The following is a 23,570-nucleotide window of genomic DNA, read 5'->3' on the forward strand; positions in this document are numbered from 1 at the left end:
AAGTGGATTACTTCGTAAACGGCATGCCCATTTGGGTCAGCAGTTCACGAGATTCTTCGTCCGTTTTTGCCGTCGTGACGATGACGATGTCCATACCGCGCACTTTATCGACTTTGTCGTACTCGATCTCTGGGAATATCAATTGCTCTTTCAAACCAAGCGTATAGTTACCGCGGCCATCAAAAGCTTTGTTTGATACACCGCGGAAGTCACGTACACGCGGAAGAGAAATGTTGAACAGTTTATCAAGGAAATGGTACATACGCTCACCGCGCAAAGTAACTTTAACCCCGATTGGCATGTTCTCACGAAGCTTAAAGCCTGCAATAGACTTCTTCGCACGAGTAACGACTGGTTTTTGACCGGAAATGATACGTAGTTCTTCAACAGCTACATCAAGGATTTTCGAATTGGAAACCGCTTCGCCTACCCCCATGTTGATAACTACCTTCTCAATTTTCGGCACTTGCATAACAGACGTATAGTTGAACTTCTGCATAAGAGCAGGAGTTATTTCGTTTAAGAAACGACCTTTCAATCTTGCTGCCATTGATCATGGACCTCCTTTCCTACCGTAACGATTAGTCGATTACTTCTCCGGAACGTTTCGCGATCCGAACTTTCTTGCCGTTGTCGAGCACTTTGTATCCGATACGTGTTACTTTACCGCTCTTCGGATCGATATGCATAACGTTTGATACGTGAATTGGTGCTTCTTGTTCGATAATACCGCCCTGTGGGTTAGCTTGTGATGGACGAGTATGTTTCTTAACAGTATTTACACCTTCTACAAGAACGCGATTTTCACGCGGGTATGCAGCGATAACGCGGCCCTTCTTACCTTTATCTTTACCGGTAATTACGATAACCGTATCGTCTTTTTTCACGTGCAATTTGTTGTTATGGGATTCGAGTACTTTTTTCAGCCTTGGCATGAGTTACACCTCCTGCACGCTTGTGCTTTCAAGCTTATATAGGTTGTTAGATTACTTCTGGAGCAAGCGATACGATTTTCATGAAATCTCTATCGCGAAGTTCACGGGCAACTGGTCCAAAGATACGTGTGCCACGTGGGCTTTTGTCTTCTTTAACGATAACAGCTGCGTTTTCGTCAAATGCGATGTACGAACCGTCTTTACGACGAACCGAACGTTTTGTACGAACGATAACCGCTTTAACAACGTCACCCTTTTTGACAACGCCGCCTGGTGTTGCTTGTTTTACTGAGCAAACGATCAAATCGCCGATGTGTCCAACGCGACGTCCCGTTCCACCAAGTACACGGATACACATCAATTGTTTTGCGCCAGAGTTGTCAGCAACCGCTAAGCGCGAAAATGGTTGAATCATTTCAACGTCCTCCTTTCGGAAAAATGCTCAGATACTGCATACGCTCATTAGATAATAACAGCAACTTCAACAACTTCCACAAGTCTGAAGCGCTTATCTTTCGATAGCGGACGAGTCTCCATGATTTTCACGATGTCGCCAATCTTCGCTTGGTTATTTTCATCGTGCGCTTTAAATTTTTTCGTAACTTTAATGCGTTTATGGTACAATTCGTGTTTTTTATATGTTTCAATAGCAACTACGATTGTTTTATCCATCTTGTCGCTTACCACTTTGCCAATTAACACTTTGCGGGCATTGCGTTCGCTCATGTTCTTCCTCCTTCCTTCAGCCATGATTATGCATTCATGTAAGGGATTTACTAGCTGCTAATTCCGAGTTCTCTTTCACGCAAAATCGTTTTAGCACGAGCGATTCCTTTACGCACATCACGGATCCGAGTCGGGTTATCCAATTGGCCAGTAGCCAGTTGGAAACGAAGATTGAAAAGCTCTTCTTTAAAACCAGCGACCTGTTGTTCAAGCTCAGCAGAGGTTAGGTTTCTAAATTCACTAGCTTTCATTTGCTTCACCACCCACTTCTTCACGCTTCACGAATTTAGTCTTGATTGGCAATTTATGAGCCGCAAGACGCATCGCTTCACGAGCGGTTTCTTCGGATACACCAGCAAGTTCAAACAGGATTTTACCTGGTTTAACTACGGCTACCCATTTCTCAACGTTACCTTTACCACTACCCATACGCACTTCAAGAGGCTTTTGAGTAATAGGTTTTGCAGGGAAAATCTTGATCCAAACTTTACCGCCACGTTTGATGTAGCGAGTCATAGCGATACGAGCCGCTTCAATCTGACGGTTTGTGATCCATGATGGTTCTAGAGCTTGTAGACCGAATTCACCGAATGCTACTGTAGTGCCGCCTTTAGCGCGACCCTTCATATGACCGCGTTGTTGTTTGCGGTGTTTGACACGTTTAGGTACCAACATGATTAGTTGCCTCCTTCCTGGGGAGCTTTCTTCTTAATCGGAAGGACTTCGCCGCGATAGATCCATACTTTAACGCCGATACGGCCGTATGTTGTAGCCGCTTCAGCCGTGCCATAATCGATATCTGCACGTAGTGTATGAAGTGGTACTGTTCCTTCGCTGTAGCCTTCCGAACGTGCGATTTCCGCGCCACCGAGACGACCGCTAACTGCGGTTTTGATCCCTTTAGCACCTGAACGCATGGAGCGTTGAATTGCTTGCTTCAATGCGYGACGGAAAGATACACGACGCTCAAGTTGTTGTGCAATGCTTTCAGCTACAAGAATAGCGTCAAGATCTGCATGTTTGATTTCAGAAATGTTGATGTGAACTTTTTTGCCTTTAGAAATTTTACCAAGCTCAGTACGTAGGTTTTCTACCTCTGAACCGCCTTTACCAATAACCATACCTGGTTTTGCGGTTTGAATCGTAACGTTCACGCGGTTAGCTGCACGTTCGATCTCGATGTGAGAAACTGCTGCGTCTTTCAGCTTGTTTTTCAAATATTCACGGATTTTAACGTCTTCCATAAGAAGATCGCCGAAATCTTTGCCAGCGAACCATTTGGACTCCCAATCACGGATAACACCGACCCGGAAGCCTATTGGATTTACCTTTTGACCCACACGTATTCCCTCCTTATTTTTCAGATACCACCAAGGTAATGTGGCTGGTTCTTTTATTGATCCGGCTTGCGCGACCCATCGCACGTGGACGGAAACGTTTCATCGTTGGCCCTTGGTTAACAAAGGCTTGCGAGATAACCAATTTGTTCACGTCAAGCTGGTAGTTATGCTCAGCGTTAGCAATCGCAGAGTTCAACAGCTTCTCCAAAATTGGGGATGCAGACTTAGGCGTGTGACGCAAAATCGCGATTGCTTCGCCAACTTGTTTACCGCGAATCAAATCCGCAACAAGCTGTGCTTTACGAGGTGCAATACGAATATATTTAGCGTGCGCTTTAGCTTCTGGCATGTAGGAACCTCCTCTCGTTCAGTTAGAGATGTTTAAGGGCAAATTAACGTCTGCCCGTTTTTTTGTCTTCACCGGCATGGCCTTTATACGTACGAGTTGGTGCAAATTCACCAAGCTTGTGTCCAACCATATCTTCCGTTACATATACAGGCACGTGCTTGCGTCCGTCATATACCGCAAACGTGTGACCTATGAATTGTGGGAAAATGGTCGAGCGGCGGGACCAGGTTTTGATAACGACCTTTTTCTCAGCTTCGTTCAATACCTCGACTTTTTTAAGCAGGTATCCGTCAATAAACGGACCTTTCTTTAAACTGCGACCCATTTGTGTTCCTCCCTTCAAATAAGCGGTAGCGATACTTTCGTATCACGCGGTTTTTATCAAGCAGCTATTATTTCGTGCGACGACGAATAATGTATTGGCTTGATGCTTTTTTCTTCTTACGTGTTTTGTAACCAAGAGTTGGTTTACCCCATGGTGACAACGGAGATTTACGTCCGATTGGAGCACGGCCTTCACCACCACCGTGTGGGTGATCGTTAGGGTTCATGACAACACCACGTACAGTTGGACGATTGCCTAACCAACGGTTACGGCCGGCTTTACCGATTTTCACGAGTTCGTGATCTTCGTTACCAACAGAACCAATTGTTGCACGGCAAGTGTTCAAGATACGACGAACTTCACCTGAAGACAAACGAACGGATACATAGTTTTCTTCTTTACCAAGAAGTTGAGCACTAGTACCAGCTGCACGAACAAGTTGTCCGCCTTTGCCTGGTTTTAATTCGATGTTGTGGATAACTGTACCGACAGGGATATTAACAAGCGGCATTGCATTGCCGGGTTTAATATCAGAGCCTACTCCAGATACCACTTGATCTCCAACTTTCAAACCTTTAGGAGCGATGATATATGCTTTTGCACCATCAACATAATGGATCAAAGCGATGTTGGAAGAACGGTTTGGATCATACTCGATCGTAGCTACGTTACCAACGATACCGTCTTTAGTACGTTTGAAGTCGATGATACGGTATTTACGTTTGTGTCCGCCGCCATGGTGACGAACCGTAATTTTACCTTGGTTGTTGCGTCCAGCTTTTTTGAAAAGTGGAGCAAGCAACGATTTCTCCGGTGTACTTGTCGTGATCTCTTCGAAAGTCGAGACCGACATGTTACGACGTGCAGGAGAGGTCGGTTTGTACTTTTTAATAGGCACTTTGATTTCCTCCTTTTCTAAACAGACGTTTCAAAGAATTCAAGTTCTTTGCTATCAGCGCTCAATTGAACGATGGCTTTTTTCCAATCCGGTCTGTATCCGCTATGTTTACCATAACGTTTCGGTTTACCCGCAACACGCATTGTGTTAACGCCGGTTACTTTTACTTTAAAGATTGATTCAATCGCAAGTTTGATTTCAGTTTTGTTTGAACGAAGATCAACTTCGAAAACATACTTTTTATCAACCATGTAATCGCTCGTACGTTCCGTGATAACCGGGCGCTTGATAATATCGCGTGGATTTTTCATTACGCAAGCACCTCCTGTACTTTCTCTACTGCTTCTTTAGTGATGATAAGGTTGTCATGCACCAAAACATCCAGAACATTGATGCCGTCAGCTGCAACGAACTTCACACCTGGGATGTTACGAGCAGACAATGCTACGTTATCTTCATAATTAGCCGTTACTACAAGAGCTTTGCGGCCAACTTTAAGGTTGCTTAGAATTGCTGCGAATTCTTTCGTCTTAGGAGCTGCAAATGTCAGTTGATCCATAACGATAATCTCGTTTGCAATCACTTTCGAAGACAATGCTGATTTAATCGCTAGACGACGAACTTTCTTAGGAAGTTTGAAGCCATAAGAGCGTGGAGTAGGTCCGAAAACCACACCGCCGCCAACCCATTGCGGGGAGCGAATACTACCTTGACGAGCACGGCCAGTACCTTTTTGTTTCCAAGGTTTACGACCGCCACCACGTACTTCGGAGCGTCCTTTAGTTTTGTGATTGCCGAAGCGTTCAGATGCTTGTTGATTAACAACAGCACTGTGCAAAACGTGAACATTTGGTTGAATTCCGAAAACCGTTTCAGCCAGTTCAAGTTCGCCCACTTGCGCGCCACTCACGTTATATACTGTTACTTTTGGCATTTCCTGTTCCTCCTTTCTTTAAGATCAATTATTTCTTAACAGTTTGCTTAACTTTTACGAATCCGTTTTTCGGGCCCGGAATCGAACCTTTTATTAGAAGAACGTTACGTTCTACATCTACACGGATAACTTCAAGTTTTTGAATCGTAATTGTTTCGTGACCCATATGTCCTGGAAGGCGTTTGCCTTTCGGTACACGGTTCGCTTGGATAGAACCCATCGAACCTGGTCCACGGTGGTAACGGGAACCGTGAGACATAGGACCCGTGCTTTGTCCCCAACGTTTGATAACGCCGGCAAAGCCTTTACCTTTTGAAATACCTGTTACGTCAACGAATTCGCCTTCTGTGAATAGGTCAGCTTTAACTTCTTGGCCAACTTCATAATCACCTAGATTAATTCCGCGAATTTCACGAACGTAGCGCTTAGGTGTTGTGTTAGCTTTTTTAGCGTGACCAGCTTCTGGCTTGTTCGATCTGCTCTCCTTCTTATCGGAGAAACCGAATTGAACTGCTTCGTAGCCATCGTTTTCTTGGTCTTTCTTTTGAAGTACTACGCAAGGTCCAGCTTCGATAACCGTTACAGGAACGACATTACCTTCAGCAGTAAACACTTGAGTCATACCAAGTTTTTTTCCTAAGATACCTTTCATGTTGACACCTCATTTCCTTTCTATAATCGCATATGCTGATATTACAGTTTGATTTCGATATCTACACCGGATGGTAAATCCAGGCGCATCAACGCATCAACCGTTTGCGGCGTTGGGTTTACAATGTCGATCAAACGCTTATGAGTGCGTTGTTCGAATTGCTCCCTAGAATCCTTGTACTTGTGTACCGCACGGAGAATGGTGATGATTTGCTTTTCCGTTGGCAACGGAATCGGCCCGGATACGCCTGCACCGGAACGTTTTGCAGTTTCAACGATTTTCTCTGCGGATTGATCAAGAATCCTGTGATCGTATGCTTTCAAGCGGATACGAATCTTTTGCTTTGCCATATAAGTCCCTCCTTCTTTCGCCCAATTTATTATCGGACATACTCCGTGAGAAAACCCTGCACATGCCCCATGGCAAAGGGGCCGGGTGTGTCGGCAACCTCTCACATCATCGCAACGTCAGACCAACAGTCAATATTATACCGAATCTAATAGGCAAATGCAACATAAAGTTTCTTCTTTCTTTTTACCGTCGTACAACTGCAGAAAGATTAACAATAATGTCTTGTAAGCCATCTCTACATTCGCCCATTATGTCCCTTATTACAAGTATTTAGAACACTATCATTATAATAACGGACTTAATGGGCGCTATATGATTATATACATCATCCGGATGAAAATACACCACCAAATAACGCCAACCTTCACATTTACATAAAAAACACGCAGCGACCACATGTCGCTGCGTGTTTTCCTTCTATAATAACAGGGTTGAAGTGAAGTATCCGCAGGCTCTGATTCTACTTGTTTAGAAGGTGCAGGCAGCTATGACTTTTCTAACAGAGCTGCACACTCTCCATCCAACACTTCATATTCAGAGTTATAACGTCCTAACCAAGTACGATACGATCATCCGCAAGTTTCTTTCCGCTTATCAACTCAAACTCACCTAGCAGTTGTTGTACGGTAAGATCCTTTTTGCGTTCTTCTGGTACATCAAGTATAATCCGGCCTTTGTCCATCATAATAAGTCGATTGCCTAGACGTATGGCCTGCTCCATATTATGAGTAACCATAAGCGTAGTCAAATTCATCTCGCGAACTAGGTTTTCCGTTAAAGTCGTAATGAGCTCCGCTCTTGAAGGATCAAGCGCTGCCGTATGTTCATCAAGCAATAAGATTTGTGGTCTTGTAAAGGTAGCCATCAATAGGCTTAACGCTTGGCGTTCTCCACCTGACAATAAACCCACCTTTGCCCCAAGTCGATTTTCGAGACCTATACCGAGGCGCTGCAGCTCTTTCTTAAAAATGGCACGTTTTGCGCGTGTTACGCCAAAGGAAAAACCACGTGACTTTCCACGAGCATAAGCTATCGCCAAATTTTCTTCAATGGACATACGTGGCGCTGTTCCTGCCATCGGATCCTGAAATACTCGGCCAATCCAGCGGCTGCGCTCATATTCCGATAGATGACTTATATTGTTGCCGTCAATTCGGACTTCGCCCGCGTCCGGCTTCATCACGCCGGATATAATGTTCATTAATGTAGATTTGCCTGCTCCGTTACTACCGATAACCGTAATAAAATCGCCTGGCTTCATAATAAGATTGGCACCTACGAGCGCTGTCTTCTCATCAACGGTACCAGGATTAAACAGCTTGGACACTTTAGCGATCTCCAACATTAGCGTCCACCTCCAGGCTGAATATTATCCAAGGATGCCAGCATTTCTGCCGTTCGTCTTTTGGCTATATTCTTTTGCTTCAATGTTCTTCTTATCGTAGGTATGATCAATGCAAAAATGATGATTACTGCTGTAATAAGCTTCATATCAGAAGCATCCAACCATTCAACACGTAGTGCAAATGCATAAATAATTCGATAAATAATCGAACCAAGTATTACAGCCAAAGTTGCTCTAAAGATTGTGCGGGATCCGAATATCGCTTCACCAATAATAACGGATGCAAGTCCAATAACGATCATACCAATACCCATGCTATTATCCGCATATTTATTGTAATGTGCGACTAATGCACCTGAGGTCGCAACTAGTGAATTCGACAAAGCCACGCCAAAAATCGTCGTAACATCTGTATTTGCGCCAAAGCTGCGAATCATTCGAGAGTTATCCCCAGTTGCGCGAAGACTCAATCCGAGATCCGTACGGAAAAATAGATCGAGAACCAACTTAACCACAACGACAAAAATGATCATAACAACTAATGTGGATACATTACTAAATAGATTTTCCTGTCCCCTTAAGGATACGTTTGGTTTTCCCAAAATTCTTAAATTGATTGAATACAGTGCTATCATCATAATAATGCCTGACAATAATCCGTTTATTTTACCCTTTGTATGGAGTAAGCCTGTACATGTACCCGCTATAGCCCCACCTGCAAAAGCACATAATACCGCAATCCATGGAGCTGTTCCATTAACCGTCATAACCGTACCGATAGCTGCACCTGTAGTAAAGCTGCCATCTACCGTCAAATCCGGAAAATCAAGAATTCGAAACGTAATATATACTCCAAGTGCCATAAGCGCATACAATAATCCACTCTCTATAGCTCCCTGCATTGATACGAGCATATGACATACCTCCTTTTTCATAACAAGGGGGTGAACGAGTAGCCCGGTCACCCCTTTTGAACTTATGAGCCTGTTATTTTTAGCAAATGAATTTTAATTTACTCGATAATGTTGTTTGCTTGATCTTTAACGAATGCTTTCATCTCGTCAGTAACTGTAATGCCTTGCTCAGCTGCTGCTTTCAAGTTGAAAATGAAGTCAAGTTTCTGTGGCACTGTAACATCCATGTCTGCTGGTTTTTTACCATTTTTCAAAATCTCAACTGCCATTTGACCAACTTCATAACCATGGTCATAATATTTGAAGCCTACTGCCGCGAAAGCACCTTTTTCTACCGTATCACGGTCAGCAGAGAAGAAAGGAATATCATTTTTATTAGCCACTTCAATAATAGCGTCAACGCCGCTTACAACCATATTATCCAAAGTGATGTAGATAGCTTCTACACGACCAACTAGAGATTCTGCCGCTTGTTTAACATCTGAAGAGTTCGCTACTGAAGCTTTAACGAGCTTAATGCCATGTTCAGCAAGTGCCTTTTCAGCAATGTCGCCCATTACAACCGCATTTGGTTCTCCTTCATTAATAACAAGGCCCACATTTTTTACATTAGGAAATTGAGCTGCGATAAAATCCATCGTTTGTTTAATGGCATCTGGATTCGTATCAGAAGCACCAGTAACATTTCCTCCTGGAGCTTTCAATTGTGTAACGATTCCTGCATCAATCGGATCTGTGACTGCAGCGAATAATACAGGGATGTCCTTGACTTCATCAGCCAAGCTTTGTGCAGTCGGAGTTGCAATTCCTAATGCAAGGTCACTTTTACTTGATTTAATCTTTTGTGCAATTGTAGCAATATTCGCTTGCTCACCTTGCGCATTATTGAAGTCGATTTTAAGGTTTTTGCCTTCTTCAAATCCACCGTCTTTTAGTGCTGCAATAAAGCCTTCGCGCGTTGCATCCAATGATGGGTGCTCAACAATTTGTGAGATCGCGATCGTATACTGTTTCTCACTGTTGCCTGAACCCGATTTATTTCCTTCGTTCTCTGTGCCTGCTTTACCTGAGTTTGCACCACATGCTGCTGTTACTACCATAACTGAAGCTAATACCAAGCTAAGTAAAAATTTTCTGTTCATTCTTCAAACCCCTCTCATCATATAAATTCTCTTGTAATGAAGCCGTTTGCAAAAAAACATGTACAGCAAAGCATTATCGCTTTCTATCATTAAAGCCTATGTCTGTGCGTAATGACTTCAATTAATGAGTGAAGGACAAGCTCTACCTACTATTCCTTAATATTAAATGGGCTTAAGGCATGCAGTCAATGAATAGTTATTTGTAAAATTAAGTAAGAAGCCCTATTGACCGTTTTACACAGAAAAATAAAAAGCCCTCACCGAAGTGAGGGCTTTTGTCATTCATAACGGCTAAGCCGCAATGAATTATTTTTGGATAGAAGCTACAGCGCCAGCGCCTACAGTACGGCCGCCTTCACGAATAGAGAAACGAGTTCCCTCTTCAACAGCGATTGGAGCGATAAGCTCAACCGTTACAGTGATGTTGTCGCCAGGCATAACCATTTCAGTACCTTCTGGCAAGTTGATGATACCCGTTACGTCAGTTGTACGGAAGTAGAACTGTGGACGGTAACCAGTGAAGAAAGGCTTGTGACGGCCACCCTCTTCTTTAGTTAGAACGTAGATTTGTGCAGTGAAGTTAGTGTGTGGTTTAACCGAACCCGGTTTAGCCAAAACTTGACCACGCTCGATGTTGCTGCGGTCTACACCACGAAGCAAAGCACCTACGTTGTCACCAGCTTGAGCGGAGTCAAGCAATTTACGGAACATTTCAACGCCTGTTACTACGGACTTACGGGATTCTTCAGCAAGACCGATAATTTCGATCTCGTCGCCAACTTTGATAACGCCACGCTCAACACGACCTGTAGCAACAGTACCACGGCCAGTGATTGTGAATACGTCCTCGACAGGCATAAGGAAAGGCTTAGCAGTATCGCGCTCAGGAGTAGGGATATAAGTATCCACTTGCTCAAAAAGCTCGATGATTTTTTCAGCCCAAGGACCATCTGGGTTAGCAAGTGCTTCACGAGCTGCACCACGGATGATTGGAGTGTCGTCGCCTGGGAACTCATACTCAGAAAGAAGGTCACGAACTTCCATTTCAACTAGCTCAAGAAGCTCTTCGTCTTCAACCATGTCGCATTTGTTCAAGAATACAACGATGTAAGGTACGCCTACTTGTTTCGAAAGCAAGATGTGCTCACGAGTTTGTGGCATAGGACCGTCAGTAGCGGAAACTACAAGAATAGCTCCGTCCATTTGAGCAGCACCAGTGATCATGTTTTTTACATAGTCGGCGTGACCTGGGCAGTCAACGTGTGCGTAGTGACGAGCAGGCGTCTCATACTCAACGTGAGCTGTCGAGATCGTGATACCACGCTCGCGCTCTTCTGGAGCTTTATCGATTTGGTCGAATGCGATTGCTGCACCGCCGTATTTTTTGGAAAGTACAGTTGTGATAGCTGCAGTCAAAGTCGTTTTACCGTGATCGACGTGACCAATAGTACCGATATTAACGTGCGGTTTGTTACGTTCAAATTTTGCCTTAGCCATTGAACTTGAGCCTCCTCAATTTAACATCATATTTTTTATGTGTGGCCGACATTTGGCTCGCAAGCAAACCAAAATGACGGCAAAAGCAATTTGTTGAGCGCTAGTCCAAAAACGATTACTCGCCTTTGTTTTTAGCAATAATTTCATCAGAGATTGATTTAGGAACTTCTTCATAGTGAGAAAGCTCCATGGAGAATACGCCGCGTCCTTGTGTACCGGAACGTAGTGTAGTGGAATAACCAAACATCTCGGAGAGAGGTACCTTGGAGCGGATAATTTGTGCACCTGCACGAGTATCCATACCTTCGATACGACCACGACGGGAGTTAAGCATACCCATAACATCGCCCATGTACTCTTCTGGAACAGTAACTTCAACTTTCATGATTGGCTCAAGAAGAACTGGCTTACATTTTTCTTTGGCAGCTTTAAGCGCCATCGAACCTGCAATTTTAAACGCCATCTCCGAGGAGTCAACATCATGGTAAGATCCGTCAACAACAACAGCTTTAACATCAACGAGCGGGAAGCCGGCTACAACACCGTTCTTCATTGACTCTTCGATACCAGCTTGGATTGGAGCGATAAATTCACGAGGAATTGATCCACCAACTGTTTTGTTTTCGAATATGAAGCCTGTACCAGGCTCAAGTGGTGAAAACTCAACCCAACAATGACCGAATTGACCTTTACCACCGGACTGACGAACGAACTTACCTTCAACCTTCGCAGCTTGACGGAACGTTTCACGGTAAGCAACTTGTGGTTTACCAACGTTTGTCTCAACTTTGAATTCGCGGAACATACGGTCAACAAGGATCTCAAGGTGAAGCTCACCCATACCAGAGATAATTGTTTGGTTTGTTTCTTCATCCGTATGTGCACGGAAAGTAGGATCTTCTTCAGCAAGCTTGGAAATAGCGATACCTAGTTTGTCTTGGTCAGCTTTCGTTTTTGGTTCGATAGCAACCGAGATAACCGGCTCTGGGAAGTTCATCGATTCAAGAACGATGATGTGCTTCTCATCACAAAGTGTATCACCAGTAGTCGTATCTTTCAAACCTACAGCTGCAGCGATATCGCCGGAATAAACTTCCGTGATCTCTTGACGGCTGTTTGCGTGCATTTGAAGAATACGTCCAATACGTTCACGTTTGCCTTTTGTTGAGTTAAGGACATACGAACCGGATTTTAGTACACCAGAATACACACGGAAGAAAGTAAGTCTACCAACATAAGGGTCAGTCATGATTTTGAATGCCAAAGCCGCGAAAGGCTCTGTGTCTGAAGATGGACGTTCTCCTTCTTCACCGTCTTCAAGAGTACCTTTGATAGCTGGTACATCAAGAGGTGAAGGCAGGTAATCCACAACAGCATCCAACATCGGTTGAACACCTTTGTTACGGTATGAGGAGCCAGCTACAACTGGGAAGATTTTAACTTCGCAAACACCTTTACGGAGTGCTGCTTTAATTTCTGGAATAGTGATTTCTTCACCTTCCAAATATTTCATCGTTAATTCTTCATCCAATTCTGCTACTTTCTCAATCAATTCCGTACGTAGTGCATCTACTTGCTCTACATACTCAGCTGGAACTTCAACTTTTTCAGGGTCTTTACCAGTATCGTCTTTGTAGATATAAGCTACACGTTCAACGATATCGATAATACCTTTAAAGTCGCTTTCCGCGCCGATTGGAATTTGAATTGCTACGGCATTGGCACCTAGACGCTCACGCATGTCTTTGATTACGTTTAGGTAATCAGCACCAATGATATCCATCTTATTTACGTAGGCAATCCGAGGTACGTTGTAACGGTCAGCCTGACGCCATACGGTTTCAGACTGTGGCTCAACGCCTTCTTTTGCACTGAAAACCCCAACGGCCCCGTCCAATACGCGTAGGGAACGTTCAACTTCAACAGTGAAGTCAACGTGTCCCGGGGTGTCGATAATATTAATGCGGTGTCCATGCCATTGAGCAGTTGTCGCGGCAGACGTAATCGTAATACCGCGCTCTTGTTCCTGTTCCATCCAGTCCATCGTAGCTGCACCTTCGTGCACCTCTCCGATTTTGTGAGTACGGCCCGTGAAGAACAAGATACGCTCAGTAGTTGTTGTTTTACCAGCATCAATATGCGCCATAATCCCGATGTTACGCGTATTTTTCAAGGAGAACTCTCTTGCCATAAAATTGTCTCCTCTCGAATGTAAAAATTCTACCAGCGGTAGTGAGCAAACGCTTTGTTTGCTTCAGCCATTTTGTGAGTATCTTCGCGCTTTTTAACAGCTGCGCCAGTGTTATTGGAAGCATCTGTGATTTCAGCAGCTAAACGCTCTTCCATCGTTTTCTCACCGCGGTTACGTGAGTAGTTCACGAGCCAGCGGAGACCAAGTGCCGTACGGCGCTCTGGTTTAACTTCGATAGGCACTTGATAGTTTGCACCGCCGACACGGCGTGCTTTAACCTCAAGTACAGGCATAATATTTTTCAAAGCAGCTTCGAACACTTCCATCGGATCTTTACCCGTGCGTTCTTGAATCAGTTTGAAAGCATCATACAATAGTGTTTGTGCAACGCCTCTTTTACCGTCAAGCATAATGCGGTTGATTAGGCGCGTTACCAGTTTGCTATTATATAGCGGATCTGGAAGCACATCGCGTTTCGTTACAGGACCTTTGCGTGGCATGAGAAAGTCCCCCTTTCTTCTAATAGTTGCTATTTCTAGCATTTCAATAACCTGTTAAGGTTATGATTATGATTTTTTAGCTTTCGGACGTTTCGTACCGTATTTCGAACGAGCTTGCATACGGTTGTTTACACCTGCAGTATCAAGTGCACCGCGAACGATGTGATAACGTACTCCTGCTAAGTCTTTTACTTTACCACCACGGATCAAAACAACGCTATGCTCTTGCAAGTTGTGTCCGATACCTGGAATGTAAGCCGTAACTTCTAAGCGGTTCGTTAAACGAACACGAGCATATTTACGAAGTGCGGAGTTCGGTTTCCTTGGAGTCATTGTACCTACACGAGTGCACACACCGCGTTTTTGAGGAGCGCTGATGTTTGTAGCTTCACGTTTCAATGCATTGAAACCTTTTTGCAATGCCGGCGATTTCGATTTAACGACTTTCGCTTGGCGTCCTTTACGGACTAGCTGGTTAATAGTTGGCATGTTGCCACCCCCTTCCCTATATTCATGTCTTTTGAAAATATAAGCATTTATAAAGAAGTTGTTTATAAATCAACTTATATTCTTTCGCGTAAGCGGGCTCTTCCCACCAAAAGGCGGCATTAGCTGTTTACGCATGTATGGTAGACATTTTACCTAAAATTAAGCCCACAGATCCAGGCGGATCATAAAAGAACAAACAAAAGTTCTCGCCAGCTAATCATCGTTAAATAATCAACTAACAAAAACGGCTATTGCGTTATTCTTCTTCGGTTACGAGCGCTGCCATCGCGGCCCCAACATCGATGCCGCAGGTTTCCCCAAGCTCTACCATCGTGTCGATCCATTTCATTGGAACTCCCGCCCGCTCACATAGATGAACAATCTTCTCTTTCATCTGCGGATCTGCATCTCGTGCGATATAGACTTTAATGGCTCTTTGTTGCTCGAGCATCTTCGTCGTTTGCTTCGCGCCGACTTTGAATTGCATGATAATCACCTTCAATTCAGCGAACACACAATTAGGCACACTTCGATATAATATCACCTACTATGTGCTTGTGTCAAGAACCTTCTAGGATAATCACTTGTAAACTTTTTGTAAATGAATTTCATACTGTAAACATATAAAAGAGCGGTCATCTTCCGCTTCCAAGGAAACGGAAGATGTGACGCTCCTTCGATATTAGTTAGTATCCGGTTTTAAGAACATGATCTGTTCAAGCCGACTAGTCGACTGTTACAGCTTCTGTTTCTAGTTCGCCTTCAACTGCAGTAGTTGTTTCATCTTCAAGTCCAGCAAAACGAATGTTACGATAACGGGCCATTCCAGTACCTGCTGGAATCAACTTACCGATAATAACATTTTCCTTGAGTCCAAGCAACTGGTCAACTTTGCCTTTAATAGCTGCATCAGTCAATACACGAGTTGTTTCTTGGAAGGAAGCTGCTGACAAGAACGAATCTGTCTCAAGCGATGCCTTCGTGATACCGAGCAAAACTGGTTTTGCAACAGCTGGTTCGAGATCTGCGAAAATCGCAGTGCGGTTTTGAGCTTCATATTCATGAATATCAACGAACGCACCAGGAAGCAACGTTGTGCCGCCTGCATCTACGATACGAATTTTACGGAGCATTTGTTTAATCATGACCTCAACGTGCTTGTCATTGATTTCTACCCCTTGATTTCGGTAAACGCGCTGTACTTCTTGCAAAATGTAGTTTTGAACGCCACGGATACCTTTGATACGCAGCATATCTTTAGGGTCAATTGAACCGTCCGTCAGCTCATCGCCGGCTTCGATTTGTTGACCTTGCGTTACGCGGATACGCGAACCATAGGTAACAGCATACACTTTCGATTCCGCTTCACCTTGAACCTCGATTTCACGACGGTCCTTAGCTTCACGGATTTCTTTAACCACACCGTCAAGCTCAGAAATAATCGCTTGACCTTTCGGATTACGCGCCTCAAACAACTCTTGGATACGCGGCAAACCTTGTGTGATATCGTCTCCCGCAACGCCGCCCGTATGGAACGTACGCATTGTGAGCTGTGTTCCTGGCTCACCGATGGATTGAGCTGCGATAATACCTACCGCTTCCCCAATCTCAACGTGTTTACCAGTTGCAAGGTTACGTCCGTAACAGATCTTACATACGCCATGACGAGCACGGCAGCTTAGTACGGAACGAATTTGCAGTTTTTCAACGCCAGCGTCGATAATTGCATCCGCTTTGTTCGAGTCAATCAACTCACTGCGGTTAACAATGATCTCGCCTGTTTTTGGATTACGAACCGTTTCAAACGCATAGCGGCCTTCAATACGGTCATAAAGATCTTCAATAACCTCTTTACCGTCTTGAATTTTGCTTACAGAGAAGCCTTTGTCGGTACCACAATCTTCTTCACGCACGATTACGTCTTGTGCAACGTCAACAAGTCGACGAGTCAAGTAACCGGAATCGGCAGTACGAAGTGCAGTATCGGCAAGACCTTTCCGCGCTCCGTGAGTGGAAATAAAGTACTCGAGTACTGTAAGACCCTCGCGGAAGTTCGATTTAATTGGCAACTCGATGATACGACCGGATGGATTGGCCATCAAACCACGCATACCGCCAAGCTGTGTAATTTGAGATTTGTTACCCCGTGCTTTGGAGTCCACCATGAGCATGATGTTGTTGTAACGATCCATCGATTTCATAAGAACTTCGGTGATCTCGTCTTTACATTTACCCCAAATTGTAATGATCCGGTCATAGCGCTCTTCGTTTGTAATCAAACCACGACGGTATTGATTCATAACGGTAGCAACCTTCTCATCGGAGCGCTTCATGATTTCGTCTTTCTCTTTCGGAATGATAACGTCAGACACGCCGATCGTAATACCAGCCTTAGTTGAGTAAGTGAAACCAAGCTGCTTAATGCGGTCAAGAAGCATCGCAGTAAGCGTAGTGTGGTATTGGCGGAAACATTCTGCAATAACTAATGCAAGATAGTCTTTACCTACCGCACCAGGCGTTTCGATTGCATCCAGGAATTTAGGAAGATCGGCGCCTTTTTCGTAAACGAAATATTTATCTGGTGTACCGTGCAATAGGTTCGTTTTCGTTGCTTCGTTGATATAAGGGAAATCTTCAGGGAAAATTTCATTGAAGATGACTTTACCAACTGTCGTAACGAGTAACGAATTTTGCTGCTGCTCGGTGAAGTTAACTTTTTTAAGCACACGAACCGGAATGAAAATTCTGGCGTGCAAGGAAACAATACCACGTTGGTAAGCAGAGATCGCTTCGTTAATGGTACCAAATACGGAACCACTGCCTTTAGCCTCTTTGTTATCCATCGTCAAGTAGAAGCTTCCTAGTACCATATCCTGTGAAGGAGTAACGACCGGTTTGCCGTCTTTCGGGTTAAGGATATTGCCTGATGCAAGCATTAGCAAACGTGCTTCCGCTTGTGCTTCAGCAGACAATGGAACGTGAACGGCCATTTGGTCACCGTCGAAGTCAGCGTTGTAAGCTGTACATACGAGTGGGTGAAGCTTAATTGCGCGACCTTCAACCAAGATAGGCTCAAACGCTTGAATACCTAGTCTGTGAAGCGTCGGGGCACGGTTAAGCAATACTGGGTGCTCCTTGATTACTTCCTCAAGAACATCCCATACCTCAGGGCTTACGCGTTCAACCTTGCGCTTCGCACTCTTAATGTTATGTGCTAGGCCTTTATTAACAAGCTCTTTCATAACGAAAGGCTTGAACAATTCTAGTGCCATTTCCTTAGGAAGACCGCACTGGAACATTTTGAGGTTTGGACCTACTACGATAACCGAACGACCAGAGTAGTCAACCCGTTTACCTAGCAAGTTCTGACGGAAACGTCCTTGCTTACCTTTAAGCATATGGCTGAGGGATTTAAGCGGACGGTTACCCGGACCTGTAACAGGGCGACCGCGACGACCGTTATCGATCAATGCGTCAACCGCTTCTTGCAGCATCCGTTTTTCATTTTGCACGATAATATCAGGAGCGCCCAGATCAAGCAAACGCTTCAGACGGTTGTTACGGTTAATAACACGACGATACAAGTCATTGAGGTCAGAAGTCGCAAAACGACCGCCATCAAGCTGTACCATCGGACGAAGCTCAGGAGGGATGACAGGAAGCACGTCTAGAATCATCCATTCCGGTTCGTTGCCGGAATTGCGGAATGCTTCTACCACTTCAAGACGTTTGATCGCACGATTGCGTCGTTGTCCTTGAGCAGTACGCAGTTCTTCTTTCAATTGCTCCAATTCTTTGTCAACGTCGATATCTTGCAAAAGTTTTTTAACAGCTTCGGCACCCATACCAGCATGGAATCCATACCCGTATTTCTCACGGTAGCTGCGATATTCTTTCTCCGATAGAAGTTGTTTCTTCTCAAGTGGGGTATCACCTGGATCCGTTACGACATAGGATGCAAAATAAATGATCTCCTCAAGCGAACGAGGTGACATATCAAGTGCAAGGCCCATACGGCTTGGAATCCCTTTGAAGTACCAAATATGAGAAACTGGAGCTGCTAGCTCGATGTGACCCATACGTTCGCGGCGAACTTTAGCGCGAGTTACTTCAACGCCACAGCGATCACAAACGACACCTTTATAGCGTACACGTTTGTATTTACCGCAATGACATTCCCAGTCTTTTGTAGGTCCAAAAATTTTCTCGCAGAAGAGTCCTTCCTTCTCCGGTTTTAAGGTCCTATAGTTGATCGTCTCCGGTTTTTTAACTTCTCCGCGGGACCACGAGCGAATTTTATCCGGCGAAGCCAGACCTATCTTCATATACTCGAAGTTGTTCACGTCCAACAAGGAGCAACCCTCCTCCGTCATGTATGACAATGTCTATCTAATCAGCTAGATTCCGTCATAGGCGCGTGACCATTTGACGGAATCTAGCAACTAGTTTATTCAGCAGCGCCGACTTCGGCACCTTCTATATTGAGGTTAAGCTTATCGCCTGTTGCCTCGTCTTCATCATCCATTTCCTTCATTTCGATCTCTTCTTCATTCTCGGATAGAATTTTAACGTCCATACCCAAACTTTGAAGCTCTTTGATCAAAACTTTGAACGATTCCGGAACACCTGGCTCTGGTACGTTTTCGCCTTTAACGATGGATTCGTACGTTTTAACACGACCAACCACGTCATCGGATTTAACAGTCAATATTTCTTGAAGCGTGTACGCAGCGCCATATGCCTCAAGCGCCCATACCTCCATCTCCCCGAAACGTTGTCCACCGAACTGTGCTTTACCACCGAGCGGCTGTTGTGTAACGAGTGAGTAAGGACCAGTGGAACGGGCATGGATTTTATCGTCGACCATGTGCGCCAGTTTGATCATGTACATGACCCCAACCGTAACTTCACGTTCGAAATTCTCGCCTGTCCGTCCGTCATACAGTACGGTTTTACCGTTACGCTGCATGCCTGCTTCTTCCATCGTATCGAAAACGTCATTCTCGCGCGCGCCGTCAAATACTGGCGTAGCCGCGTGGATGCCGAGATGCTTACAAGCCATACCCAAGTGAACTTCAAGCGCCTGACCGATGTTCATCCGCGACGGTACGCCGAGCGGGTTAAGAACAACTTCTACAGGTGTGCCATCCGGTAGGAAAGGCATATCTTCTTCAGGCATGATACGAGCGATTACCCCTTTGTTACCATGACGTCCGGCCATTTTGTCGCCTTCGGAAATTTTCCGTTTTTGAGCAATATAAGCACGAACCAGCTGGTTAACGCCTGGTGGCAATTCGTCGCCATTCTCCCGCGTAAATACTTTAACGTCAACAACGATACCGTCTGTACCATGYGGCACACGTAGCGATGTATCACGTACTTCACGAGCCTTCTCACCAAAGATAGCGTGCAGCAATCTTTCTTCCGCAGTTAGCTCTGTTACACCCTTAGGCGTTACTTTACCAACTAGGATATCGCCAGCGCCGATTTCAGCTCCGACACGAATGATTCCGCGCTCATCTAGGTTGCGAAGAGCTTCTTCACCGACATTTGGAATGTCGCGTGTAATTTCTTCAGGTCCAAGCTTCGTATCACGAGCCTCAGACTCGTATTCCTCGATGTGAATGGATGTATAAACATCCTCTTTCACTAGCTTTTCACTTAGCAGGATCGCATCCTCATAGTTGTAGCCTTCCCACGTCATGAATGCAACAACGACGTTGCGTCCAAGAGCCAATTCGCCTTTTTCAGTGGAAGGACCATCCGCAAGGATATCACCTTTTTTAATAACGTCGCCTTTACGTACAAGCGGGCGTTGATTGATGCACGTTCCTTGGTTAGAGCGCATAAACTTGTGTAGTTTATGTTTTACCAAGTCACCAGTAACCGGCTTGCCATCGATTTGCTCGACGCGACGAAGCCAGATTTCATTTGCGGAAGAACGTTCGATTATACCGTCATGCTTCGCTACGATACAAACGCCTGAGTCTTTCGCTGCTTTGTGCTCCATACCTGTACCAACAAGTGGTGATCTAGGTATAAGAAGCGGTACCGCTTGACGTTGCATGTTGGATCCCATGAGGGCACGGTTGGAGTCATCGTTTTCCAAGAAAGGAATTAACGCTGTCGCAACAGATACTACCTGTTTAGGCGATACATCCATGTAATCAACGCGATCACTAGGCATAGTCAAAATGTTGTCGGCTTGTTTATTGTAACGAACGATCGTATTCTCTTCTGCAAACTTGTCGTCTGGAGTCAGCTTCGCATTCGCTTGCGCGATTACGTAGTTATCTTCCTCGTCAGCAGTCAGATATGCGATTTGTTCTGTAACAATTCCAGTCTTCGGATCTACCCAACGATATGGTGCTTCAATGAAGCCATATTCGTTAATACGAGCAAAGGAAGACAAGGAGTTGATCAAACCGATATTCGGTCCCTCTGGCGTCTCGATCGGACACATCCGCCCATAGTGGGAGTGATGGACGTCACGAACTTCAAAGCCCGCGCGTTCCCGAGTCAAACCGCCGGGTCCAAGTGCTGACAAACGACGCTTATGCGTCAATTCAGCAAGCGGATTCGTTTGGTCCATAAACTGGGACAGCTGCGAGGAGCCGAAGAACTCTTTTATAGATGCAATAACCGGACGAATGTTAATTAGCGCTTGCGGCGTAATTGCATTCGCGTCTTGAATGGACATTCTCTCACGCACTACGCGCTCCATACGAGACAGACCGATACGGAATTGGTTTTGAAGCAGCTCGCCAACAGAACGCAGACGACGGTTACCCAGATGATCGATATCATCCGTGCTGCCTACGCCATGAAGCAAGTTGATAAAGTAGTTAATGGAAGAAATGATGTCCGCAGGCGTGATATGCTTGACGGATTTATCAATAATTCCATTCGCAATAACTTTAATTACTTTGCTTTCGTCATATGGTGAGAATACGCTGATCGTTTGTAGTGGAATACTATCAGCATCAAGAACGCCATTAGCTACATGATACGTTTTGAAACCAACATCCTTCTCAAGCTTCTCGAGAATTTCATCAAGCAAGCGGCGGTCAATCATTTGTCCGGACTCAGCAATAATTTCGCCAGTCGCAGGATCAATTAGATTTTCCGCAAGACGTTGATTAAACAAACGGTTCTTGATGTGAAGTTTTTTGTTTATTTTGTAACGGCCTACATTGGCCAAGTCATAACGTTTTGGATCAAAGAAACGAGCAACTAGCAAGCTCTTTGCATTATCCAAAGTCGGAGGCTCGCCTGGACGAAGACGCTCATAAATTTCAATAAGCGCTTTTTCAGTCGAATCCGTGTTATCTTTGTCTAACGTGTTGCGAATGTACTCATCATGGCCTAGCAGTTCAAGAATCTCAGCGTCAGTACCGAATCCAAGCGAACGCAAAAGTACCGTTACCGGTATTTTCCGGGTCCGGTCAATACGAACGTAGATGATATCTTTAGCATCCGTTTCAAGCTCTAGCCAAGCGCCACGGTTAGGAATAACAGTAGCTGTGTAGTTTTTCTTCCCGTTCTTATCGACCTTCGTGCTGAAGTACACACTCGGGGATCGAACCAATTGGCTGACTATGACACGCTCGGCTCCGTTAATAATAAACGTACCCGTCTCTGTCATAAGCGGGAAATCACCCATGAAAACTTCTTGTTCCTTTACTTCGCCAGTTTCCTTATTGAAAAGTCGCACCTTAACGCGTAAAGGAGCTGCATACGTCACATCGCRCTCTTTTGATTCATCGACCGAATATTTCGGTTCGCCCAAGCTATAGTCGATAAACTCAAGCGATAGATTGCCCGTAAAGTCCGAAATCGGAGAAATATCTTGGAACAACTCAATTAGGTCGCTGTCCAAAAACTTCTCATACGATTTTTGTTGGATTTCAATCAGGTTCGGGACTTCCAGCACCTCGTTGATCCTGGCGTAGCTTCTGCGCGCGCGCCGACCATACTGAACAAGTTGTCCTGCCAACTTAACCTCACCCCTCATGTCTGTATCACAGCATCGATAATCACTGCGTCACTATAGACGAACCAGCCGCCTATATAGTCAAATAAAGAAAAGCCCTTATCGAATGGTTCGAAAAAAGAGCATGTTCCGGCAGTTAACTAATCACAGCGCGGCCGTGACAGTCTCATATCAAATAATTTTGCCCAAAACGTAAACATTATACGTCAAATGTGTAAAACTTATGCATTCCGCGCTTTAAATTTACACTTGACATTTTAGTTAACTAAAGAGATCGAGCCCAATTTAATGCTGACATTTTATAATCTTACCATATCGCAAATGTCAAGTCAATAAATATTATTCAGTTTTCAAACATATTTTCAAAACATATTTTTCTCTAATTTTCTAAGCTTTTACAGCTCGGAAAATACGGTAGCCTTTATCCTTCGTTACTTCTTCTACATTTGCAAATAATGACTCTAATTTAGCTTTCGCCGAAGGTGCCCCTTGCTTCTTCTGTATGACAACCCACATGCTGCCGCCTTGTTCGAGCAATTCATAACCCTCTTCAAAAATCCGATGAACGACTGACTTCCCAGCCCTGATAGGCGGATTTGTAACGATGACATCGAACTTCATTTGCTTAACTGCTTCAAATAGATCACTTTGCAAAACGGTAACATTAGATATCTGGTTAAGCTTTGCGTTCTCACGCGAAAGCTCTACCGCTCTTTCATTTATATCAATCATCGTTACTTGCCCATGCTCAGCGAGTTTTGCTGATGTTAATCCAATAGGACCATAACCACAGCCAACATCAAGAATGTTTGCATTTGCATTCAGCTCCAAAGCATCGATCAATACCTGACTCCCGTAATCAACTCCTGATTTCGAGAATACGCCGGCATCCGTTATAAACTTCAAAGAAAAGCCTCGGAGAATTGCTTCATGAACTTGACGATTATGCTTAACATCTGGGCTCTGTGAGTAATAGTGATTCGACATTA

Annotated in this window: 25 protein-coding genes; all 25 read right to left on the reverse strand. The window is 44.5% G+C overall.

The window, feature by feature from the left end; genetic code table 11:
* Positions 1-7: 7 nt before the first annotated feature.
* A complete protein-coding gene (gene rplE / locus AC1DSE_RS02280) occupies positions 8-550 on the reverse strand; it encodes a 50S ribosomal protein L5 (RefSeq protein ID WP_053373908.1) in 543 nt (180 codons plus the stop codon).
* A 31-nt stretch (positions 551-581) separates the two neighbouring features.
* Complete coding sequence (gene rplX, locus AC1DSE_RS02285; RefSeq protein ID WP_076271424.1) at positions 582-935, reverse strand: 50S ribosomal protein L24; 354 nt, start codon at positions 933-935, stop codon at positions 582-584.
* A gap of 46 nt (positions 936-981) precedes the next feature.
* Positions 982-1,350, reverse strand: a complete 369-nt coding sequence (gene rplN, locus AC1DSE_RS02290; RefSeq protein ID WP_076271425.1) for a 50S ribosomal protein L14 — start codon at positions 1,348-1,350, stop codon at positions 982-984.
* Positions 1,351-1,397: 47 nt separating this feature from the next.
* Positions 1,398-1,661 carry a 30S ribosomal protein S17 gene (gene rpsQ / locus AC1DSE_RS02295; protein WP_076271426.1) on the reverse strand — a complete coding sequence of 88 codons (264 nt, stop codon included), beginning with the start codon at positions 1,659-1,661 and terminating at the stop codon, positions 1,398-1,400.
* Positions 1,662-1,711: 50 nt separating this feature from the next.
* The gene (rpmC, locus tag AC1DSE_RS02300) at positions 1,712-1,912 is read right to left on the reverse strand and encodes a 50S ribosomal protein L29 (RefSeq protein WP_053373905.1); all 201 of its coding nucleotides are present in this window, start codon (positions 1,910-1,912) and stop codon (positions 1,712-1,714) included.
* Complete coding sequence (rplP, locus tag AC1DSE_RS02305) at positions 1,902-2,336, reverse strand: 50S ribosomal protein L16 (RefSeq protein WP_028609647.1); 435 nt, start codon at positions 2,334-2,336, stop codon at positions 1,902-1,904. The genes rpmC and rplP overlap by 11 nt, the downstream gene beginning before the upstream one ends.
* A gap of 2 nt (positions 2,337-2,338) precedes the next feature.
* The gene (rpsC, locus tag AC1DSE_RS02310; protein WP_477527361.1) at positions 2,339-3,001 is read right to left on the reverse strand and encodes a 30S ribosomal protein S3; all 663 of its coding nucleotides are present in this window, start codon (positions 2,999-3,001) and stop codon (positions 2,339-2,341) included.
* A 13-nt stretch (positions 3,002-3,014) separates the two neighbouring features.
* Positions 3,015-3,350 (reverse strand): 50S ribosomal protein L22, encoded by a 336-nt coding sequence (gene rplV, locus AC1DSE_RS02315; RefSeq protein WP_076271427.1) that lies wholly within the window; start codon positions 3,348-3,350, stop codon positions 3,015-3,017.
* 43 nt (positions 3,351-3,393) lie between these two features.
* Positions 3,394-3,675, reverse strand: coding sequence for a 30S ribosomal protein S19 (rpsS, locus tag AC1DSE_RS02320; protein WP_053373902.1), 282 nt, complete (start codon positions 3,673-3,675; stop codon positions 3,394-3,396).
* Positions 3,676-3,742: 67 nt separating this feature from the next.
* Positions 3,743-4,573 carry a 50S ribosomal protein L2 gene (gene rplB, locus AC1DSE_RS02325; RefSeq protein WP_076271428.1) on the reverse strand — a complete coding sequence of 277 codons (831 nt, stop codon included), beginning with the start codon at positions 4,571-4,573 and terminating at the stop codon, positions 3,743-3,745.
* Between the two features lie 17 nt (positions 4,574-4,590).
* Entirely contained in the window at positions 4,591-4,884 is a 294-nt protein-coding gene (gene rplW, locus AC1DSE_RS02330; RefSeq protein WP_054025324.1) for a 50S ribosomal protein L23, read from the reverse strand.
* Positions 4,884-5,507, reverse strand: coding sequence for a 50S ribosomal protein L4 (gene rplD / locus AC1DSE_RS02335; protein ID WP_477527362.1), 624 nt, complete (start codon positions 5,505-5,507; stop codon positions 4,884-4,886). The genes rplW and rplD overlap by 1 nt, the downstream gene beginning before the upstream one ends.
* Before the next feature lie 28 nt (positions 5,508-5,535).
* Complete coding sequence (gene rplC, locus AC1DSE_RS02340; protein WP_076271429.1) at positions 5,536-6,159, reverse strand: 50S ribosomal protein L3; 624 nt, start codon at positions 6,157-6,159, stop codon at positions 5,536-5,538.
* 41 nt (positions 6,160-6,200) lie between these two features.
* Complete coding sequence (gene rpsJ / locus AC1DSE_RS02345) at positions 6,201-6,509, reverse strand: 30S ribosomal protein S10 (RefSeq protein WP_017692074.1); 309 nt, start codon at positions 6,507-6,509, stop codon at positions 6,201-6,203.
* Positions 6,510-7,060: 551 nt separating this feature from the next.
* Positions 7,061-7,855, reverse strand: a complete 795-nt coding sequence (locus AC1DSE_RS02350; protein ID WP_076271430.1) for an ABC transporter ATP-binding protein — start codon at positions 7,853-7,855, stop codon at positions 7,061-7,063.
* Positions 7,855-8,769 carry an ABC transporter permease gene (locus tag AC1DSE_RS02355; RefSeq protein ID WP_477512338.1) on the reverse strand — a complete coding sequence of 305 codons (915 nt, stop codon included), beginning with the start codon at positions 8,767-8,769 and terminating at the stop codon, positions 7,855-7,857. The genes AC1DSE_RS02350 and AC1DSE_RS02355 overlap by 1 nt, the downstream gene beginning before the upstream one ends.
* Positions 8,770-8,867: 98 nt before the next feature.
* On the reverse strand, positions 8,868-9,911 hold the full coding sequence (locus tag AC1DSE_RS02360) for an ABC transporter substrate-binding protein (RefSeq protein ID WP_076271432.1): 1,044 nt from the start codon (positions 9,909-9,911) through the stop codon (positions 8,868-8,870).
* Between the two features lie 306 nt (positions 9,912-10,217).
* Complete coding sequence (gene tuf, locus AC1DSE_RS02365) at positions 10,218-11,408, reverse strand: elongation factor Tu (RefSeq protein WP_076271433.1); 1,191 nt, start codon at positions 11,406-11,408, stop codon at positions 10,218-10,220.
* A gap of 115 nt (positions 11,409-11,523) precedes the next feature.
* On the reverse strand, positions 11,524-13,599 hold the full coding sequence (fusA, locus tag AC1DSE_RS02370; protein ID WP_441885619.1) for an elongation factor G: 2,076 nt from the start codon (positions 13,597-13,599) through the stop codon (positions 11,524-11,526).
* A gap of 29 nt (positions 13,600-13,628) precedes the next feature.
* The gene (gene rpsG, locus AC1DSE_RS02375; RefSeq protein ID WP_028609662.1) at positions 13,629-14,099 is read right to left on the reverse strand and encodes a 30S ribosomal protein S7; all 471 of its coding nucleotides are present in this window, start codon (positions 14,097-14,099) and stop codon (positions 13,629-13,631) included.
* A gap of 66 nt (positions 14,100-14,165) precedes the next feature.
* Positions 14,166-14,588, reverse strand: coding sequence for a 30S ribosomal protein S12 (gene rpsL / locus AC1DSE_RS02380; protein WP_441885615.1), 423 nt, complete (start codon positions 14,586-14,588; stop codon positions 14,166-14,168).
* A 256-nt stretch (positions 14,589-14,844) separates the two neighbouring features.
* The gene (locus tag AC1DSE_RS02385) at positions 14,845-15,075 is read right to left on the reverse strand and encodes a ribosomal L7Ae/L30e/S12e/Gadd45 family protein (RefSeq protein WP_441885613.1); all 231 of its coding nucleotides are present in this window, start codon (positions 15,073-15,075) and stop codon (positions 14,845-14,847) included.
* 238 nt (positions 15,076-15,313) lie between these two features.
* Complete coding sequence (gene rpoC / locus AC1DSE_RS02390) at positions 15,314-18,940, reverse strand: DNA-directed RNA polymerase subunit beta' (protein ID WP_441885610.1); 3,627 nt, start codon at positions 18,938-18,940, stop codon at positions 15,314-15,316.
* Positions 18,941-19,035: 95 nt separating this feature from the next.
* Positions 19,036-22,584 carry a DNA-directed RNA polymerase subunit beta gene (gene rpoB, locus AC1DSE_RS02395; RefSeq protein WP_477527363.1) on the reverse strand — a complete coding sequence of 1,183 codons (3,549 nt, stop codon included), beginning with the start codon at positions 22,582-22,584 and terminating at the stop codon, positions 19,036-19,038.
* A 384-nt stretch (positions 22,585-22,968) separates the two neighbouring features.
* On the reverse strand, positions 22,969-23,568 hold the full coding sequence (locus AC1DSE_RS02400) for a class I SAM-dependent methyltransferase (RefSeq protein ID WP_477512337.1): 600 nt from the start codon (positions 23,566-23,568) through the stop codon (positions 22,969-22,971).
* Positions 23,569-23,570: the final 2 nt, after the last annotated feature.

Source organism: Paenibacillus sp. 01L418, from assembly GCF_056400045.1.